This window comes from Enterovirga rhinocerotis (assembly GCF_004363955.1).
Classification (GTDB): Bacteria; Pseudomonadota; Alphaproteobacteria; order Rhizobiales; family Beijerinckiaceae; genus Enterovirga; species Enterovirga rhinocerotis.
Window position 1 is genome coordinate 2,300,017 of record NZ_SNZR01000011.1, and the last position, 17,866, is coordinate 2,317,882.

The window sequence follows — 17,866 nt, forward strand, 5'->3', positions numbered from 1 at the left end:
CGAGGTCGGCAGCAAGCATGCCTGAGACTCAGAGCGGCGGGGCACAAGCGCGCACCGTTGTCAGAAATCATACGATCCTACCCCGAGCGAAAATCATCGAAATGTAGATTTCATACAATCTATCGATGATGCCGGCATGCACACGCGATCTAATATCGCCAGCAACTCATTGCATGACCAAAAGTATGACGCAACGCACTATCGGAGATTATCTTTGTGTATTAGAATAACTATACAATACGACGCAGACTATAGCCTTGAAATGCCATTCCTTACAGGCAGCCGAACTCGCGCCCGCGAGAGCTGGCGAGGACACCCGCGCCGCTGACGACGGGCGCGAGGCATTCCGTTTGCAAGCCGGCGGCGGTCCCTTCGCGGGCGGCGCGCCGTCACGCGTAGCGACCGCTCCCGACCGTCTTGACGGTCGAGGCGATCGTCACCTCACAGGACCGCCTCCGGCTGCCGCGCGAGAGGCCGCAGGAGCAGCGGGGGCACGAGGCAGGCCGCCGCGACGGCGACCGCTCCCGCGAGCCCGAAGGAGGCACCGTAGCCGTGATGCTGGGCGAGAACGCTTCCGCCGTATCCGGCAACGGCGGCCAGAAGCGCATCCGCGGACTGGAAGATCGTGAAATCCACCCCGGCCTGGAGCGGAGAGGACAGGCTCATGAGGAGCGAATAGACCGCGACGTAGCCCATCGCGATCGCGAGGGTCATGAACAGGATGAGGACTGCCAGGATCGAGCCGTCACGGAGTCCGGAGGCGATCGCAGAGGCGAGAAGGGCGAGGGCCGCGGCCTTGACGACAAGGGCGATGGCGACCGCGCGCCCGGCTCCGGCGTACCGCAACAGCGCTCCGCCGATGAAGGTGCCGACGATCCCGACGACCGCGCCGGCCATGCCGAGAACGAGGCCGACCTTGGCGACGTCGTAGCCGACATCGATCAGCATGGGGCCGGCCAGAGCCATCCCGATCCGGCCGCCGAAGGCGAACAGCACCACCACGAGGAGGCCCGAACGGACCTCCCGACAGCGGAGTGCGAAGAGCAGGCTCGGACGATGGGAGAGATCGGTCTCTGCGAGCCGGTCCGGCTCGCGGGCCCGCCAGAACGGCACCGAGAAGACCAGGACGAGACCGGCCATCGCCGTCGCGGCCACCGTCCAGCCGAACTTGGCGGCGACGATCAGAAAGAGCCCGCTGCCGAAGATCGCGCCGAGATAGCTGCCTCCGACCTGCGCCGTGTTCCCCCAGCCGCGACGATCCGGCGGCAATTGCTCGACGGCGAACGCATCGCAGGCGATATCGACGGTGGAGGCGGCGAGCGCAGCGACGATCAGGACCGCCAGAAGCGGCGTCGGCGCGCCGGCCCCGATCGCGGCGACGCCCACGAGCGCGGCGATGACGATGGCCTGGCCCAGGACGACGATCCGCCGGCTTCGCCTGCGCGTCGCGCCGGCCGGAAGCCGATATCGCTCGACCGCGGGCGCCCAGAGGAACTTGAGCGCCCAGGGCAGCATCGCCAGCATCACGAGGCCGATCGCGTCGAGCGGCATCTCCTGCGCCCGCAGCCAGGTCGGGATCCCCTGGAAGGTCAGCCCGCTGACCAGGGTCTGCGAGACGTAGATCCCCGTGAGCGCGACCAGGACCTGCCCGAACGGCAACCGGCCGGCGGGCGACGGGCGCTGCGTCATCAGAACCGCATCCGCACGTCGAGCCCGACGAGCCGTCCCATCCCGACGCTCGAATAGACGCTCGGGCCGCTCTGGTAGGAATAGGTGCGGTAGACCTTATCCGTCAGGTTGTTCGCGAAGATCTTCGCCGTGACCTGGTTGGGGAACGCGAATTCCAGCCCCGCATCGTAGGTCGTGTAGCCTCCCTGCGCGAGCGTGTTCTCCATGTCGAAGAAGGTCTTGCCGATGATCCGCATGTTCCCGGTCAGCGTGACTTGCGCGGGGATCAGGGTTTGCTCGATCGTGTACCGCGCGCCGAGATTGGCCGTGACGTCGGGGGCATAGGGGATCCGCTTGCCCTTGTAGTTCACGCCCTTCTGCCAGTCCGTGAACTTGTCGAATTCCGAGCGGCCGAACGCCCCCTGGGCGGTCAGGACGAGCTGGTCCGTCGCCTGCAGCCGCGCTTCCAGCTCGACGCCGGTGCTCACGCCCTGCCCGGCATTGCGCAGGACCTGGTAGCCGATCGGTCCGACATAGACCTGCTGGTCCTGGGAGGAGATGTGATAGAGGGCCGCCGACAGGCCGAGCCGCCCGTCGAAGAGTTCGGTGCGCCCTCCCACCTCGAAGTTCCAGGCGGTTTCCGGCTTGTAGACGTTCAGGTCGAAGGAGGAGGAAACCGTGTGGTTGAACCCGCCGGCCTTGTATCCTTGGGAGACGAGAGCGTAGACGCGCGTCGTGTCGTTGACCTGGTAGCCGAGAGATACTTTGGGCTGGACGTTCGAGAAGTTCGCCTCCTGCTTCGAGGCGAGGCCCATTCCGGATCCGAACGAATCGGGTCGCAGGTAGTCGATGTCGCTCCAATCGTAGGAGGCGCGCAGGCCGGCCGTCAGGGCAAGGCGGTTCGTCAGATTGTAGGTCGCCTCGCCGAACGCGCTGGCGGAGCTCGATTCCACCCGGTTGCGGGACGGCCCCATATAGTAAACCGGAATCGACGGCCAGCCGCGCGTGAAATCGTTGTTGACGAAGGAGACGCCCGCCACACCCTTGAGCGGGCCGGCGCCGTCATAGGCGAGGCGAAGCTCCTGGTAGATCGTCCGGTAGGTTTCCGGCTGGTCGACGACCGCACGACGACGAAGATCGATGTACTGGAACGACGAGACGCTCGAGAGCGTGAAATCACCCATCCGGTAATTCCAGGCGAGAGCCGTGGTCGTCAGTTCCCGATCGAAGGAGTTGTAGTAGCGTTGCGGGGTGGAGCGGAACCAGCGTCGACGAAGATCGGCGTCGAGGACGAAGTTCTCCTCGCGCGAGCGCAGCGACTCGTGCGACGCAGAGAGCATGGCGTCGAAATCACCACCCAGCGGCGCGTAGCGGAGGGCCATCCGGCCGCTCAGGGCGTTGCGGCCGTCGATGTTGTCCTTGCCGCGCTCGAGATCCTTGAGCTGCCCGATATAGTGACGCTCCTTGATCCCCAAATCGAGGAACAGCGTGTCCGGAACGAGGACCGTCGTCGTGTTCGCTCCGATCTCGTACAGCCCGTTCGAGGCGATCGCCGAGATGCTGGCGCGGTTCTCGCGCGGCTTCTCGGTCGAGATGCTGATCACGCCGGCGAAGGCGTTGATCCCGAACAGCGTCCCCTGCGGCCCGCGCAGGAACTCGACCCGGCCGACATTCGAGAGATCCTGCACGAGCGCCCGAGCGGATTGCGGCACGCCGTCGATCAGGACCTGCACGCTCGGATTGTAGAAGTCGAACGAATTGATTCCCCGCACCGTGAAGTTGGCGAACAGGCCCGAGCCGCGATCGTCCACCACGAGACCCGGCAGCACCTTCTGCAGATCGGCCGTCGTCTGAACCTGACGGTCGCGCAGGACGGCTCCGTGGACCACCGACACGGCCGCATCCGTCTTTCCGAGTTCCTGCGGACGCTTGGCCGCCGCGACGCTGATCTCGTTGAGAGGGGCGACGGGCGAGACGACGCGCGGCCGGACGAGGCCCGCACCCGAACGGGCCTGGCTGTCTGCGGCGGCGGCCGGACGAGCGGCGGCGCGGGCACGCGGCGCGGCCCGAGCGCCGCGCGGCGATGCCGGACGGGTCCTCGCGACCGGCTCCTCGACGACGAGAGGAGGCAGCGCCGTGCTCGGCGACGGGCCCGGGTCCAAGGTCGCCTGTGCAAAGGCCGAAGTCGAGACCAGAAGCGCCGCCATCACAGCAGGAGTCACGCGAAGCGCTGGAATAGTCACGATCTTCAGGTCGTCGAGAGCTCGGCTCTGTTTTGCATCAGTATTGTTCTTGTCCGAGATATCGACCGCCTCGTCGCCAGTTGAGATCATTTCTAATCTAGGTCCTGCTTCAGCTCTCACCTGTCATACTTGCCGGGAGCGAAATTGCTGTCTAACGAATTTGGGAAGGCCATTGATGGAATCGGGACAATGTCAGCCACGAGCGACAGCCGCCGATCGCCTGTGTCATCCCCATCACACGACGATGGAGTCTCGCACGCGAACTGGCGGGAAGGCGTCTTGCAGGCGCTGGAAGGGTTTGGACTGCGCGAAGGCGCCAGGATCGAGCAACCCGATCCCGGGCTGACGATCCTTTGCCTCGACTCGCGGATCGATGCGGATCGGACGTTCAATCCCGAGGGGCCGAACACCTTTTCCCTGAGCATCTGCCTGGAAGGTCAGGGCACGATGTCCATCGAAGGAGCGAGCCAGTTCGCCTTCAGCGCCGGTTCGGCCGTCCTCTTCACGAGCGAGAACTACATGCGCGGCAGCAACTCGCTCGCCGGCGGCTGCCGCCTGCGCATGGTCGACCTGCGGTTCGAGCCGGACTTCCTGAGCCAGCTGGGGGGAAGCGGCCTTGCCCGATTCGGCGGCGACATCCTCAGCCGACACAGCCGGCCCGATCAGAACGTGCACCTGCTGGGGTTCAGCGCCCAACCGAGCCTCATGGAAGCGGCGCGCGCCATCTTCTGCTGCCACCTGGCCGACGGTCTGGCCCGGGAGCTCTTCCTCAAGGCCAAGGCCGTCGAAGCGCTGAGCCTGACGGTCGATGCGCTCGATGCCGCGCAACCGAAAAGCGTCTCGGTGCGGGCGGACGTCGCCCGGAAGATCAAGGCCGCCCAAGCCATCATCGAGGCGAGGTTCGACGACGATTGGACGATCGCGCGGCTGGCGCGCGAGGTCGGACTGAACGAACGTCAGTTGAAGGACGGCTTCCGCCACTTGTTCGGGCGGACGGTGCACGGCTATCTGCACGGGGTCCGGATGGACACCGCGGCCGCGCTGCTCCGAGCGGGCCATTCCGTCACCGAGACAGCGCTCGCGACCGGGTTCAGCAGCCTCAGCCATTTCAGCCGGGCGTTCAAGATCGCGAAGGGCACCTCGCCCCGCAACCATCTCCGCGATCCCGCCACGGATGCCCCCGTATCGGCCTTGGTCCCGTCGGGTGTCTTCGATGAGCCGAAGCGCTACGGTCCCCGCAGCCCGCCTCAGCGTCTTTCCGGCTGACGCGGCCCGGCAGTCTCACCCGAGGCGCGATCGTGAACCGGACGAGGACGCTGGGTGGGCCCGGAGACGTCTCATCGGCGTCACGATCCCCGGCGCATTCGGCCATGGGAAGACGCGCCGGCAGATTCGCATCGACGAGACCGGCCAGACGGGCTTGAACAAAGGCGCATTCTTTCCCATTGTCGCGCCAGTCGTGAACCCGCAGCAACCGTGACGCGCAAACGGTCCCAACCTGACGGTCGGGATGGGGAGCGCGCGGACCGCAGGGACGCCGCGACGAAGCGCTCCGGACGACCGTCGGACCATCGAGGATGGGCGACGGCCCGCGGCGCCCGGGGCGTCGAAATCCGGCTACTGTCGAGACGACAACGCGGAGCGGAAGGGCTCAACATGGCTGACCCCAAGGACGCGCGGCGCGCCCGCGCGGAGGCCCATTTCAAGCAGCCACCCGCCGACACGGCCGGGCCGGGCCGTTCCGCCTATGACGCGGAGGCGGCCGCCCGAGAGGAGAATACCGAGCGGCTGAAGCGCCTCCGCCTTGCGAAGGAGGAGAGCTTGCGGGAGGCGATCGCCGTCAACAAGGCTCGCCGGGGTTTGAAGACCCGGTGAGGCCGGTCGTGCTCACGAAGCACGGAGAAAGGCTTTCCCCCTCCTGCATCCGGCCGCTTCCAGCCGGATCGGGCAGGGCCTCGGCCCTCTCGGCCATGGTGCTCGCCGCCCTCGCCCCCCGCATGGCGACCGGAAGAGGGCGATAGGGCTCGCCCTCAGAGCATCGAGGGCAGCACCCGGTCCGGCGGGCGGTGGCCGTCCATGAAGGTCCGGATGTTGACGATGACCTTCTCGCCCATGTCGAGCCGGCCCTCCTGGGTGGCCGAGCCCATGTGAGGCAGGAGGACGACCTTGCCCGCCTTGGCGAGCTTGACGAGGCGCGGATTGACCGCCGGCTCGTGCTCGAAGACGTCCAGCCCGGCACCGCCGATCTCGTTCGACTCGATCAGCCTAGCGAGCGCGTTCTCGTCGATGATCTCGCCGCGCGCGGTGTTGACGACGAGCGCCACCGGACGAAGCAGCTTCAGGCGCCGTGCCGAAAGCAGGTGATAGGTCGCCGGCGTATGCGGGCAATGGACGGAGACGATGTCCATCCGCGCCAGCATCTGGTCGAGCGAATCCCACCAGGTCGCCTCGAGCGATTCCTCCACCTCCGAAGCGAGGCGGCGGCGGTTGTGGTAGTGGATCGAGAGCCCGAAGGCGCGGGCGCGTCTGGCGACGGCCTGGCCGATCCGCCCCATCCCGACGATGCCGAGGCGCTTGCCGGTGATGCGGCGCCCGAGCATGCCGGTCGGCGCCCAGCCGCTCCATTCGTCCTCGGGGATCAGGCGCGCACCCTCCGGGATGCGGCGGGCGACGGCCATGATGAGGGCCATCGTCATGTCGGCCGTGTCGTCCGTCAGCACGCCGGGCGTGTTCGTGACGGTGATGCCGCGAGCGAGCGCGGCCTGGACGTCGATATGATCGACGCCGTTGCCGAAATTGGCGATCAGCCGAAGCCCGGCCCCGGCCTGGGCCAGGATCGAGGAATCGATCTCGTCGGTGATGGTCGGCACCAGCACGTCGGCCCGCTTCACGGCCTCCATCAACGCAGCAGCGTCCATGGGCTTGTCGTCGAGATTGAGCTCTGCGTCGAAAAGTTCGCGCATGCGCGTCTCGATCGCCTCCGGGAGGCGGCGGGTGACGACGACGAGGGGCTTCTTGCGTGACGACATCATGGATCCTCGGGCGGGACGAACGCGCATTTCATCCCGCCTTAACCGTAAACCGGCCAAAGATAGGGGCAAGCGTCGCCGATGGCGCGACGAGCCGCCTCCTGGCAGCCGACGGGAAAAGTCTCTAAGGCGCGCCTGTCTAGCAGAGGCGGTCGTTTAGACAATTGGATCGCGGAACCGAGACATGCGATTTTCTCCCGCCCTTCTCGCCGCAGCGGTGCTCGCGCTCGGCCTCTTCTCCCGCCCCGCCACCGCCGTCGTGGAGGTGCCCGCGGGCAAGGTCTCAGGCCTGCCCGTGCCGCGCTATGTCAGCCTGAAGACCGACCGGGTGAACCTGCGCGAGGGTCCCTCGAAGGACCATAGGACGGCCTGGGTGTTCCAGCGCGCGGGCCTGCCTGTGGAGATCACGGCGGAATTCGAGACCTGGCGCCGCATCCGCGACGCGGAAGGGACCGAGGGCTGGGTCCTCCACTCGCTGCTCTCGGGCCGCCGCACGGCCCTCGTGATGCCCTGGGCGAAGGCCGGCACCGAGCCGCTGCCGCTCTACGACAAGGCGGACGAGAAGGCGCGGGTCGTGGCGCAGCTGCAGCCGAACGTCATCGCCAATGTGAGGACCTGCCGCGAGGGCTGGTGCCGCATCATCATCGGCAAGGACACGAGCGGCTTCATCAAGCAGGATCGCCTCTGGGGCGTCTACCCGAACGAGACGCTGGAATAGCGGCGCCTCAGCCCGGCCTGCGCCAGCCCGGCTTGCCCCGGCCTCCGACGAGGCCGGCGCGTACCCTCTGCTTGAGCAGCGGACGCGGCCGGAAACGCTCGCCATAGGCCTCCTGCAGGATCTCCTGGACCTGCAGGCAGAGATGAGACGTCGTCGCATCCATCAGTTCGAAGGGCCCCATCGGGTGGCCGAGGCCGAGCCGGCAGGCCGTGTCGATGTCCTCGGGCGTCGCGACGCCTTCCTCGACGAGCCGGACGGCCTCGATCATGAAGACGTGCAGCAGCCGATTCACGGCGAAGCCCGCGACGTCCTTGATCTCGATCGGCGCCTTGCCGATCCGCCGGCAGAGGTCGAGCGCCGCAGCGACCGTCTCGGGGGCCGTATCGAAGGCCGGGATGACCTCGACGAGCTTCATGCGGGTGACGGGCGAGAAGTAATGCGTGCCGATGAAGAGCCGCCGCCTGTCCGGCGCGACGGCCGCGGCGAGGGTCGAGATCGGGATGGTGGAGGTGTTGGTCGCGAGGATGCAGCCCGGAAGGCAGATGGCATCCAGAGCCCGGAAGACCTCCGTCTTCACCGCCTCGTCCTCGAACACCGCCTCGGTGACGTAATCCCGATCGGACAGCGCCTGCCGGTCCGTCGTCGTCCGCAGGCGCGCGAAGGCCGCCTCGCCCTCCCCCGCCGGCAGCGCCCCGCGCTGGACGCCGCGCTCGTAGACGCTCTCGAGCCGCTTCAGTGCCGCCGCCAGCCGATCCTCCTCGCGGTCGACCAGCACCACATCGTGGCCTGCGAGCGCGAAGGTCAGCGCGATCTCGGAGCCCATCAATCCGGCTCCCACGACTCCGATCCGCTCAAGCGCCGCCATCCCGTCCTCCCGTAACATTGGTTCGTCGATCCCGATGGGCATTGCGCGGCGCGAGGGCGCATGCAAGCCTCTCGAAGCGCCGCCACACGGATGCGAGAAGCCCGGCGAAACGATGATCGCGCCGATCGCCCTCCTCCGACACGCCGCCGACCCTTTTCGGCGGGCCGCAGCCGTGGCGGTCGCCGTCGTCTATCCGCCGAGCTGCGTCGCCTGCGGCCGCGCGACCGGGGAACCGCACGGCCTCTGTGCCGAATGCTGGAAGGGCCTCCGCTTCATCGAGCGCCCCTATTGCGAGCGGCTCGGCACGCCCTTCGCCGTCGACCACGGCATGAGCCTCGTCTCGCCGGCCGCCATCGCCGATCCGCCCGTCTATGCCCGCGCGCGGGCCGTCGCCCGCTATGACGAGACCGCGCGCACGCTCATCCATCGCCTGAAATACGGCGATCGGCTGGAGACGGCGCGAGCCCTCGGGCGCATGCTGGTCGCCGCCGGCCAGGACCTCGCCCGCGATTGCGACGCGATCGTCCCCGTCCCCCTGCATCGGGTCCGGCTCTGGCAGCGGCGATACAACCAGGCGATGGAACTCGCACGCCCGGTCGGCGCCGCCGCCGGCAAGCCGGTCGAGCCCTCGCTTCTCCGCCGCGTGCGGCACACGACACCCCAGGTCGGCCTGAGCCGGAACCAACGGGGCCGGAACCTGCAGGGCGCCTTCAAGGTGCCGCCCGAGGCGCGTCCGCGTCTCGAAGGGCGGCGCATCCTCCTCGTCGACGACGTGATCACGACGGGCGCCACCGCCAATGCCGCCGCGCGGGCGCTCCTGCGGGGCGGCGCGGCGGCGGTGGACATCCTCGCTTTCGCGCGGGTGGTGCCCGAGAGCTGAAGCCTGTTATGATCGGGGCGACAGGATAGCGCGCATGCCACCCATCACCATCTACACCAAGTCCTGGTGCCCCTATTGCCAGGCGGCGAAGCAGCTGCTGACGGCGAAGGGCGCCGCGTTCGACGAGATCGAGATCTCCGGCAAGGAGGCCGAAAGGGCCGAGATGGTCCAGCGCGCCGGCGGCCGCACGACCGTGCCGCAGATCTTCATCGGCGACCGTCATGTCGGCGGCTTCGACGACCTGAACGCGCTCGATCGCCGGGGCGAACTCGACCCGCTGCTCGCCTGACGGAGAAAGCCGGATGACCCGCCCGTTCAAGGCCGCCTGCGTGACGATGCGCTCCGGGCGGGATCCGGCCGCCAATCTCGACGCGGCCACGCGCATGATCCACGAGGCGGCCGCCGCAGGGGCGAGCTTCGTGCAGACGCCCGAGATCACCAATCTCTGCGACCGCAACCGACCGGCCGTCCTGGAGAAGACGACGACGGAGGACCGGGATGCGACCCTCGCCGGTCTGCGCGAGACGGCGCGCGAGCTCGCGATCACGCTCCATATCGGCTCGCTGGCCCTCCGCTCGAGCGGCGACCGGCTCGCCAATCGCGGCTTCCTCGTCGGGCCGGACGGCGAGATCCTGCGCCGCTACGACAAGATCCACCTGTTCGACGTCGACCTGCCGAACGGCGAATCCTGGCGCGAATCGAACAGCTATGACGGCGGCTCGGAGGCGGCGCTCGTCGAGACGCCGCTCGGACGCATCGGGATGACGATCTGCTACGACGTGCGCTTCGCGGGCCTCTACCGCGCGCTCGCCGAGGCAGGCGCCGAAATCCTCACCGCCCCGGCCTGTTTCACCCGCCAGACCGGCGAGGCTCATTGGCAGGTGCTCCAGCGGGCGCGGGCCATCGAGACCGGCTCCTTCATGATCTCGGCGGCCCAGGCGGGCGAGCACGAGGACGGCCGCGAGACCTACGGCCATTCGATCATCGTCGATCCCTGGGGCCGCGTGCTCGCCGAGGGCGGCGCGGAGCCCGGCCTCGTCATGGCCGAGATCGACCTCGCGCTCGTCGCCGATTCCCGGGCGCGGATCCCGACCTTGAAGAACGGCCGGCCCTTCCGCGTCGCCACCACCGCTGCCGCGAGACCGCTTGCCGCAGCGGGATAGGGGCCGTAACGAGGTCGGCGATACCATATGACAAGTCTGAGACGGTTTTCGGTCGAGTTGCGATGATCCGCTACAGCCTGGTCTGCGAGGCCGGCCACGAATTCGAGACTTGGTTCCCGTCCGGCTCGGCCTATGACGACCAGAAGGCACGCGGCCTCCTGTCCTGCCCCGTCTGCGACAGCCGCGATGTTCGCAAGGCGATCATGGCGCCGTCGGTCGCGACCAAATCCTCCCTATCGGCGGCAGCTGCGGATCCCGCGCCCGTGGAGGCGGCAGCCCAGCCCGTCACTCTTCTCTCGGAGAAGGAGCAGGCGTTCCGCGCGATGTTGAAGGCGGTCCGGGAGCAGGTCACGAAGAATGCCGATTACGTCGGCACCGGCTTCGCCGAGGAAGCCCGCCGCATGCATCACGGCGAGATCGAACAACGTTCGATCTACGGCGAGACGAGCCCCGTCGAGGCTCGCGCCCTGATCGAGGAGGGAATCGAGGTCCATCCTCTCCCGCCGGCGCCCGACGACCGCAACTGAGGCCCCGGCGACAGGCCTGCCGGACCTCGCCCCGAAGGGCTCGCACCCTGACATCCAGTCAAGGATGAAGATCGCGCGGTAGCCGCTGCTCGAAGAACTTCGAGAACGCCGCGATGCGCGGGGGCAATTCCTGGAAGGGAGGATAGTAGAGCGTCAGCCAGAGATCGGGCGGCGCCCAGCCCTTCAAGACATGGACCAGGCGGCCCGTCCTCAGATGTTCGGCGATGTTGAACCCGGGCAGCAGCGCCACGCCCAGCCCGTCGGCAGCCATGTCGGCCAGAACCTCACCGCTATTGGCGCCGAAGGCGCGGCCAGCCGAGAGGCTGACCGTCGCGCCTCCGTCTGACAGGGCCCATGTCTCCCGCCGGCTATCCCCGCCATATGCGAGGCAATCATCCGGACTGAGTTCGTTCGGGTGCTTCATCGCCGCGAACCGGCTGTCGGGCGCGGCGACCAGGATCCTGGGAACGACGCAGATCTTGCGCCATATCGTGTATTTGTCGGACGGCTGAAGCGAGATGCGGATCGCGAGATCGAAATCGTCTTCGACGATATTGATCAGTCCGTCGGACAGCGAGATCTGAAAGCTGATCTTGGGGTTGGCCTTCATAAAACCGGAAACGATCCCGGGTAGGATCGTCTTTCCGAGCCAGACCGGAGCGCTGATCCGAAGCCGGCCTTCATCCGCCTTGTTGGCGTTCATGATGTCGCGGCGGGCCCGATCGATCGCATCGAAAGCCGGCTTGACCTGCGCGGCGTAAACCGCGCCGTCGGTCGTCAAGGCGACCTGGCGTGTCGTGCGGACGAACAACTGCACGCCGAGTTCAGCTTCGAGCCCTGCGATCGCTCGCGTGACGGCCGCGGGCGTCATGTCCAGTTCGCGCGCGACCTGCGCGAAGCTCCGTTTCTCGGCGGCAAGGAGAAAGGTTCGTAGGCGCCTGTAGCTGTCCATTCGATTGTTGCTATCAGTGCAATTCAATCGTGATGAATATTGCAATTCATCAACGTCGGCAATCGGCGTATCCAAGGTTGGAACGGAACGGACGCGCCGGGCGCTGTGCAGCTTTTCGGCATCGCGACGTTCTCGCGGCTGACGGTCGAGATCGATATCCGCGCGGCATCGATGGCAGGCGGGCCGCCTTCCCCGAGGATCGATCCGTGCGATCGCCGCGGACAAGGACCCTTACGATGAGAACCCAGCCAAACAGGAAAGTCGCCAGTCACGGCGTGGCATGGGAAAGCACCTATGGCTATGTCCAGGCTGTCCAGGTCGACGACACGATCTATCTGTCGGGACAGTTGAGCCACGACAGCGAAGGCAACTTCGTCGCGCCTGCGGAGCTGGACGGCGCGGGAAGACCTGTCGACTTCTCGCAGATGGAGGCACAGTTCCGCCAGACCTATATCAACGCCAAGATTCTCCTCGCCCGGTTCGGTGCCACGCTCGACGATGTGGTCGAGGAGGGCGTCTTCGTGGTCGACGTCCCATCGGGCTTCGCTGCCGCCTCCAAGGTTCGCAAGGAGATGTACGGCACGGCCATACCGCAATGCGCCAGCAGCATTTTCGGCGTGTCTGGCCTGGCTCAGCCGGTGCAGCTCGTCGAAGTCACGTTCCGTGCGGTGATCAATCGCCGCGCGAGCTGACGACCGTTTGCCAAGACGATGTCCACTCACAGCGGAAAGGTCTCAATCAGATATGCCGACACTCTATTACGCGGTCGGAGCCTGCTCTTGGCGCCGCATATTGCTCTCGAATGGATCGGCGCGCCTTATGAGGCGATCAAGGTCGGCTACGGCTCGAAGGAGCTTCTCGCGGTCAATCCCGCCGGCGCGGTGCCCACTCTGCGCGAAGACGACGGTTGGATCCTGACACAGGCGGGCGCGATCCTGGACTACCTGGCGCGCAAGCATCCGGAAGCGGCTCTCGGCGGCGGCGACGGTCCGCGCGCGGAAGCCGAGGCGCATCGCTGGTCCGCCTTCTTCACGTCGGACGTCCACGCCGCCTTCTGGCCGATCTTCATGCCCTATCGTTACACGACCGACGAAGGCGATGCGGCCCGGCAGGCGGTCGTCGAGGCAGGGCACAAGCTGGTCGCGAAACAGTTCGCCGTGCTCGAGCGGCACCTAGACGGGCGTCAGTACATCCTCGAGGATCGGCGCTCGGTCATCGACGCCTACGCGTTCCCGATGATCCGCTGGGCGGGGAAGCTCCTGCCGGGCGGCCTGAGCCCCTATCCGAACGTGCAGGGGCTGCATGACAGGATCGCTGCCGATCCCGGTGTTCGAACCGTTCTGGCGCGAGAGACGAGCAACTGACCACGAAAGGCGGTCTGGCGCTGGCCCCTCAGGCGCCAGACCGCTTGCCGAGCGACGGGCCGAGGTCGCGATCGAGACCCGCGAGGACGAGGAAACGCCAGGACCGCACGAAGTAGCGGTGGAAGAGGCGGGCGGGCTGGCCGGCGAAGCGGAACAGCCATTCGAGACCGAGACGCTGCATCAGGACGGGCGCGCGCGGCACGAGCCCCGCGGCGACGTTCAACGCCTCCCCGATGCACAGCACGACAGGCTCGCCGAGCGCGGCCCCTTGGCGATCGGCCCAGATCTCGGATTTCGGCGCCCCGACGCCCATGAGGAGGAGCGTCGTTCCGTGCTCCTTGATCGCGGCGGCGAGCCGGCGGCCATAGGCCTCGTCGCGCTCGAAGCCGAAGGGCGGAACCTCGAAGGCGACGGCGGCGGCCGGATAGCCGGCCGCGACGAAGCGGCGGGTCAGGATGCGCCCGGCCTCGTCGCTGGCGCAGAGCATGTAGACCCGACCGGATGCCGCAGCGCCCTCGGCGAAGACCGCGTCGAGAAGATCGTGCCCCGTCACGCGGCGCGCGTCGCGGTGGCCGCGAAGACGCGCCAACCAGACGAGCGGCATGCCGTCCAGCGTCCGCACCGCCGCGTGCGCGTAGGCGGACCGGAAGGCGGATTCGTCGCGCAAGGTGACGATGTGTTCAACATTCGCTGTTACGATGATCCTGGGACCCGGTGCGGTCGACGCCCTGGCCGCCTTCAGCACGTCGGCGCCGCTCCCGTTCGAGAACGCAAGACCAAAGAGATCGACGGATCCCGCTGCATTGCTCATGTCTGACACCATCGCGTTCCGGAATGAGGCAAACGCCTCCCGATCCGGCTTCTCCGCGGAGATCGGAGCAAATCCGATGCTCGTGGAGCGCGGCTGGTCCGTCACCTATCGGCACAAGCTATGGCGGCTTCTGGCGCGGCGCATTCCGCTTCGGCCCTTCCCCCTGTCCGGGCCATCGGCCGTCGCCTCCATCACCTTCGACGACGTCCCCGACAGCGCGGTCTCGGTCGGCGCGCAGTTGCTCGGCAGGAGCGGCGCGGCCGGCACGTTCTACATCGCCGCGGGGACCTGCGAGTTCCAGGATCGGCATTGGCGCGTCTGCAGCCGGGACCAGATCCGAGACCTCACGGAGGGAGGACACGAGGTGGGCTGCCACACGGCGCACCATGTGAACGTCCAATCGCTCGGCGTCGAAGCCCTGGCGCGGGAATGCGACGAGAACGCGAGGACGATCCTCGAGATCACGGGATACCCCCTGCTCAACTTCGCCTATCCCTTCGGGGATCTCGGCCTGTGGCAGGCGCGGTATCTGGTGCAGCGGTTCCAGTCGTGCCGGACGATCTACGAGCGGATCAACGTCGGCACGATCGACCTCGCCAAGGTCGGGGCCATCGGCCTGTTCGACCGCACCATGACCCGCGACCGCCTCGAGGACCTGGTCGGGGCGGCCGTTGCGGCGAAGGGCTGGCTCGTCTTCTACACGCATGATGTCGGCCCCGAACCGACCTTCATGGGAACGTCCCCGCGCCTGATGGAGCTGACGCTCTCGGTTCTCGCCGATCACGGGGTGCCCTGCGTGACGATGGAGGCCGCGCTCCGCCATCACGGCTACGGAGAGGACCGGACGGCGCCGAGCACCGGAGCCCGATCCGCGGAGATCTGACCGCGCTCCCGCCCCGACCTCGTCGGTGGGAGCATGGTGCGACGACGATGCCGGCCGGCCCCTACCGACGCAGGCCGGCCCGCCGCGGCGACCGGAACGCATTCGTCAGGATCGCCGACAGCGCAGCCGGATGCATCGCTCCGGGGGCCATCCGGGTCCCCTGCGCGGCGCAGCCGGCGAGGAACCAGAGCAACGCGCCTGTCTTGATCGTCATCGACGACGTGCTGATGGACAGGAGCAGCACCAGATACATGCAGGTGAACAGCTTGAACCGCCACGATTGCATCGTCTCGGCGGGGCATCCGAACACGTAGATCGACCAGAGCATCAACGCTCCGAACAGGCCGAACTGCGACAGGACATAGGCGTATCCGGAATCGCCGAAATCGACCACGGTCGTCTTCAGTCCCAGTGCCTGGCTCAGATCGAGCGTCGTCAACAGCTGACCGCTGGCCAGGATGCGGCCGGACGTCGTGTTGTCCCACGGCATGCCGGCCTTGTGCCACGCGTAGATCAGGAGAAGGATCAGCGCGATGAACGGCATCACGAAGACGGTCAGAGGGCGAGCGAGCGGCGCGACGGCGTAGATCAGCGCCACGATCACGCACAGATAGACCCCGAAGCGTGAATCCCCGAGGATGAGCACGGTCGCGATCAGCAGCATCTTCAGGATGAGAGCGGCCGGTCGTTTTCCGTCGCGCAACAGGACCCAGGCGAAGGCGATGGCGCCGAAATTGCCGAGCGACACCGGCTCCAGGAACACCGACGACACCCGATGCTCGCCCAGGAACGGCAGCAGGGTACGACCGTCGAATCTCAGCCCGCTGATATAGAGCCCCGGCCCGTCTCCGCCGAACGACGCATCCACCGCCCCCTTGGCCCGATAGAAGCTGAGAACGTCGAAGTATTTCAGGAACAGGTCCAGGAAGAACCATTCCAGCAGGGCGCCTGCTGTCACGATCAGGAGTGAGATCGTCACCGCGCGATCACCGGCGGCCAGCGAGCCGAAATGGCGGCCGAGAAGGAAGAAGATCACCGGGATCAGGGCGTCGCGAAAGATCTTCGGATCGAAATTGGCCCGGGCCGCCATGGCGAAGACCAGCCACGCGAACAACGCGATCGTGATCGCGTACAGGTTCGCGCTCCTCGTCGCCACCATCGCACCCGCGATACCGACGATGACGAGCTCGATCCCGATGACGTGGGAGGCGCTGACCCGGAAGACGCTGGCATTGATGAAGCTCAGCGCCAGATTGAAGACCAGGGCCGCGACGACGAGCGCGATCGCGACCTGTGAGCCGCGTGGCTCCGGCAGCGACACGGCGCGCACCGGGCCCGCCGTGTCGCTCACGCGACGGTCTCTTTCGTCCGGGTCGCCGACAATTGCTCCATGCCCCAGGCCGCCGCCGTGCCGAGACCGACGCCCATCAGGAGGCTCGCGATCAGGACGAGGATGGCGGGCGGGCCGCTTGGCGCGATGGGCGGAGACGCGAAGCTGAGAACGCGCGTATTCGTGTTGTCGAAGCGCTGCTGCTCGGCGAGTTCCCGCGACCGGCCGAGGAAGGTCTCGTAGATCGATCGGCTGACCTCGACCTCGCGCCCGAGTTCCCGCAGGCGCACGCTGCTCTCGTTCGTGTTGCTGATCTGGCTCTTGGCCGCCTCCAGCTGTCCCTTCAGCGCGGCCACCGTCCCCTTGGCCCGGTCGAGCTCGACGGACACCGAGTGGACCATGTCGCGGATCGTCTGGTCCAGCAGCCGCCGCGCTTCGGCCGTCTGGAGCGTCGCGGTGATGTAGTCGGGATGCCGGGGACCCAGCGTCGCGTTCAGGTTGTTCTCCACCTGACGGGCCGCCGCGTAGCGGTTCCGGAGGCTTTCGATCGAGCCGCCCCGGAACGCCTCCGGAATGGCCTCGAGCCGGACGACGCCGTTTCTGCTGTTGCGGATCTGGGTGAGCGCGGATTGCAGCTCGTTCACCCGCGATTCCGCGGTGATGAGCTGGCCCGACAGGTCGATGACCTGCTTCTCGATGACCGCCTGCCCGTTGGCGACGACGATCCCGTGAGCGCTCCGATAGCGTTCGTAGCGTTCCTCGGCGTCGCGCAGGCGCGCCTGCAGCGCCTCGAGCCGGGCATCGACGGACAAGCCCGCGCGCTTGGCGGTCGCCGCCTGCGCGGCGTTCTCCTCCTCGACATAGGCGTTCATGACCGCGTTCGCGATCCGGGCCGAGGTGTCGCGGTTTCCCGTCGAGACATAGACGTTGACCACGAACGAGTTCGGATTCCTGACCACCGTCAGCGCGCGGTCGAGCACCCGCAAGGCCAGCGTGCGCGGATCCAGCGGCTCGCTCAGGCCGAACCGGACGAGCAGCGAGCCGAGCGGCCCGCGCGGCCGGCCGCCGAACATCGGATCCTGTTCGAGACGCTCGGCGGTGATCACCCGGTCGAAGACCGCACGCGAGGTGATCACATAGGTCTGGCTTTCCGCGTCGATGGTGCTCGTGTCGCGGGCGCTACTCCGCGGCGAGACGCCCGTGCCCAAGATCTGCAGGCCGATCGGATCGAGCAGGATACGGCCGGAGGCGATGTAGCTCGTCGGCGAGAGCATGACGTAGGCCAGCCCCGCCAGCAGGCTCAGCACGACGAACGCTCCGACGAGGCGGAGACGGCGCAGAAGGACGTCGGCCAGATATTGGCCGTTCGTCATCGGAGCCGGCAGATACGCCCGGACCTCGCGCGTCGTCGTCACTGGATCGACCTCAGCATC

Annotated in this window: 18 protein-coding genes; 10 read left to right on the forward strand and 8 right to left on the reverse strand. The window is 67.2% G+C overall.

Annotation, left to right across the window (positions count from 1 at the left end; genetic code table 11):
* Window positions 1–441: 441 nt before the first annotated feature.
* Window positions 442–1,689 carry an MFS transporter gene (locus EV668_RS11495; RefSeq protein ID WP_133769870.1) on the reverse strand — a complete coding sequence of 416 codons (1,248 nt, stop codon included), beginning with the start codon at window positions 1,687–1,689 and terminating at the stop codon, window positions 442–444.
* On the reverse strand, window positions 1,689–3,875 hold the full coding sequence (locus EV668_RS11500; protein WP_166652414.1) for a TonB-dependent receptor: 2,187 nt from the start codon (window positions 3,873–3,875) through the stop codon (window positions 1,689–1,691). The genes EV668_RS11495 and EV668_RS11500 overlap by 1 nt, the downstream gene beginning before the upstream one ends.
* 165 nt (window positions 3,876–4,040) lie before the next feature.
* Between EV668_RS11500 and EV668_RS11505 the strand changes: the two genes are divergently transcribed.
* Together EV668_RS11505 and EV668_RS11510 are read left to right on the forward strand one after the other, a co-directional pair.
* Window positions 4,041–5,177: a helix-turn-helix transcriptional regulator gene (locus EV668_RS11505; protein WP_133769872.1), complete on the forward strand. Its 1,137-nt coding sequence runs from the start codon at window positions 4,041–4,043 to the stop codon at window positions 5,175–5,177.
* Window positions 5,178–5,567: 390 nt separating this feature from the next.
* On the forward strand, window positions 5,568–5,786 hold the full coding sequence (locus EV668_RS11510; RefSeq protein WP_133769873.1) for a hypothetical protein: 219 nt from the start codon (window positions 5,568–5,570) through the stop codon (window positions 5,784–5,786).
* Between the two features lie 155 nt (window positions 5,787–5,941).
* Here the strand turns inward: EV668_RS11510 and EV668_RS11515 are convergent, their stop codons facing one another.
* A complete protein-coding gene (locus EV668_RS11515) occupies window positions 5,942–6,943 on the reverse strand; it encodes a 2-hydroxyacid dehydrogenase (RefSeq protein ID WP_133769874.1) in 1,002 nt (333 codons plus the stop codon).
* 181 nt (window positions 6,944–7,124) lie between these two features.
* Here EV668_RS11515 and EV668_RS11520 point away from each other — a divergent pair, with 181 nt between their 5' ends.
* Complete coding sequence (locus EV668_RS11520) at window positions 7,125–7,658, forward strand: SH3 domain-containing protein (protein ID WP_133769875.1); 534 nt, start codon at window positions 7,125–7,127, stop codon at window positions 7,656–7,658.
* Window positions 7,659–7,665: 7 nt separating this feature from the next.
* On the opposite strand, the gene EV668_RS11525 is transcribed toward EV668_RS11520, so the two are convergent.
* Entirely contained in the window at window positions 7,666–8,523 is an 858-nt protein-coding gene (locus EV668_RS11525; RefSeq protein WP_133769876.1) for a 3-hydroxyacyl-CoA dehydrogenase family protein, read from the reverse strand.
* A 112-nt stretch (window positions 8,524–8,635) separates the two neighbouring features.
* Between EV668_RS11525 and EV668_RS11530 the strand changes: the two genes are divergently transcribed.
* The 4 genes from EV668_RS11530 to EV668_RS11545 all read left to right on the forward strand — a co-directional run bounded on the left by EV668_RS11530 (window position 8,636) and on the right by EV668_RS11545 (window position 11,093).
* Window positions 8,636–9,403 carry a ComF family protein gene (locus EV668_RS11530; protein ID WP_133769877.1) on the forward strand — a complete coding sequence of 256 codons (768 nt, stop codon included), beginning with the start codon at window positions 8,636–8,638 and terminating at the stop codon, window positions 9,401–9,403.
* A 34-nt stretch (window positions 9,404–9,437) separates the two neighbouring features.
* Window positions 9,438–9,692 (forward strand): glutaredoxin 3, encoded by a 255-nt coding sequence (grxC, locus tag EV668_RS11535; RefSeq protein ID WP_133769878.1) that lies wholly within the window; start codon window positions 9,438–9,440, stop codon window positions 9,690–9,692.
* Between the two features lie 13 nt (window positions 9,693–9,705).
* Complete coding sequence (locus EV668_RS11540) at window positions 9,706–10,566, forward strand: carbon-nitrogen hydrolase family protein (protein WP_133769879.1); 861 nt, start codon at window positions 9,706–9,708, stop codon at window positions 10,564–10,566.
* Between the two features lie 62 nt (window positions 10,567–10,628).
* The gene (locus EV668_RS11545) at window positions 10,629–11,093 is read left to right on the forward strand and encodes a DUF1178 family protein (protein ID WP_133769880.1); all 465 of its coding nucleotides are present in this window, start codon (window positions 10,629–10,631) and stop codon (window positions 11,091–11,093) included.
* A 58-nt stretch (window positions 11,094–11,151) separates the two neighbouring features.
* On the opposite strand, the gene EV668_RS11550 is transcribed toward EV668_RS11545, so the two are convergent.
* On the reverse strand, window positions 11,152–12,045 hold the full coding sequence (locus tag EV668_RS11550) for a LysR family transcriptional regulator (protein WP_133770198.1): 894 nt from the start codon (window positions 12,043–12,045) through the stop codon (window positions 11,152–11,154).
* A 236-nt stretch (window positions 12,046–12,281) separates the two neighbouring features.
* Here EV668_RS11550 and EV668_RS11555 point away from each other — a divergent pair, with 236 nt between their 5' ends.
* Window positions 12,282–12,737, forward strand: coding sequence for a RidA family protein (locus EV668_RS11555; protein WP_133769881.1), 456 nt, complete (start codon window positions 12,282–12,284; stop codon window positions 12,735–12,737).
* An 87-nt stretch (window positions 12,738–12,824) separates the two neighbouring features.
* A complete protein-coding gene (locus EV668_RS11560) occupies window positions 12,825–13,409 on the forward strand; it encodes a glutathione S-transferase family protein (protein ID WP_245513015.1) in 585 nt (194 codons plus the stop codon).
* Window positions 13,410–13,437: 28 nt separating this feature from the next.
* On the opposite strand, the gene EV668_RS11565 is transcribed toward EV668_RS11560, so the two are convergent.
* A complete protein-coding gene (locus tag EV668_RS11565; RefSeq protein ID WP_245513016.1) occupies window positions 13,438–14,220 on the reverse strand; it encodes a WecB/TagA/CpsF family glycosyltransferase in 783 nt (260 codons plus the stop codon).
* A gap of 76 nt (window positions 14,221–14,296) precedes the next feature.
* Here EV668_RS11565 and EV668_RS11570 point away from each other — a divergent pair, with 76 nt between their 5' ends.
* Complete coding sequence (locus EV668_RS11570) at window positions 14,297–15,103, forward strand: polysaccharide deacetylase family protein (protein WP_166652415.1); 807 nt, start codon at window positions 14,297–14,299, stop codon at window positions 15,101–15,103.
* A gap of 61 nt (window positions 15,104–15,164) precedes the next feature.
* Here EV668_RS11570 and EV668_RS11575 read toward each other — a convergent pair whose 3' ends face one another.
* The gene (locus tag EV668_RS11575) at window positions 15,165–16,454 is read right to left on the reverse strand and encodes a surface polysaccharide polymerase (RefSeq protein WP_208111504.1); all 1,290 of its coding nucleotides are present in this window, start codon (window positions 16,452–16,454) and stop codon (window positions 15,165–15,167) included.
* Entirely contained in the window at window positions 16,451–17,848 is a 1,398-nt protein-coding gene (locus EV668_RS11580; protein ID WP_133769884.1) for a GumC family protein, read from the reverse strand. The genes EV668_RS11575 and EV668_RS11580 overlap by 4 nt, the downstream gene beginning before the upstream one ends.
* Window positions 17,849–17,866 lie beyond the last annotated feature (18 nt).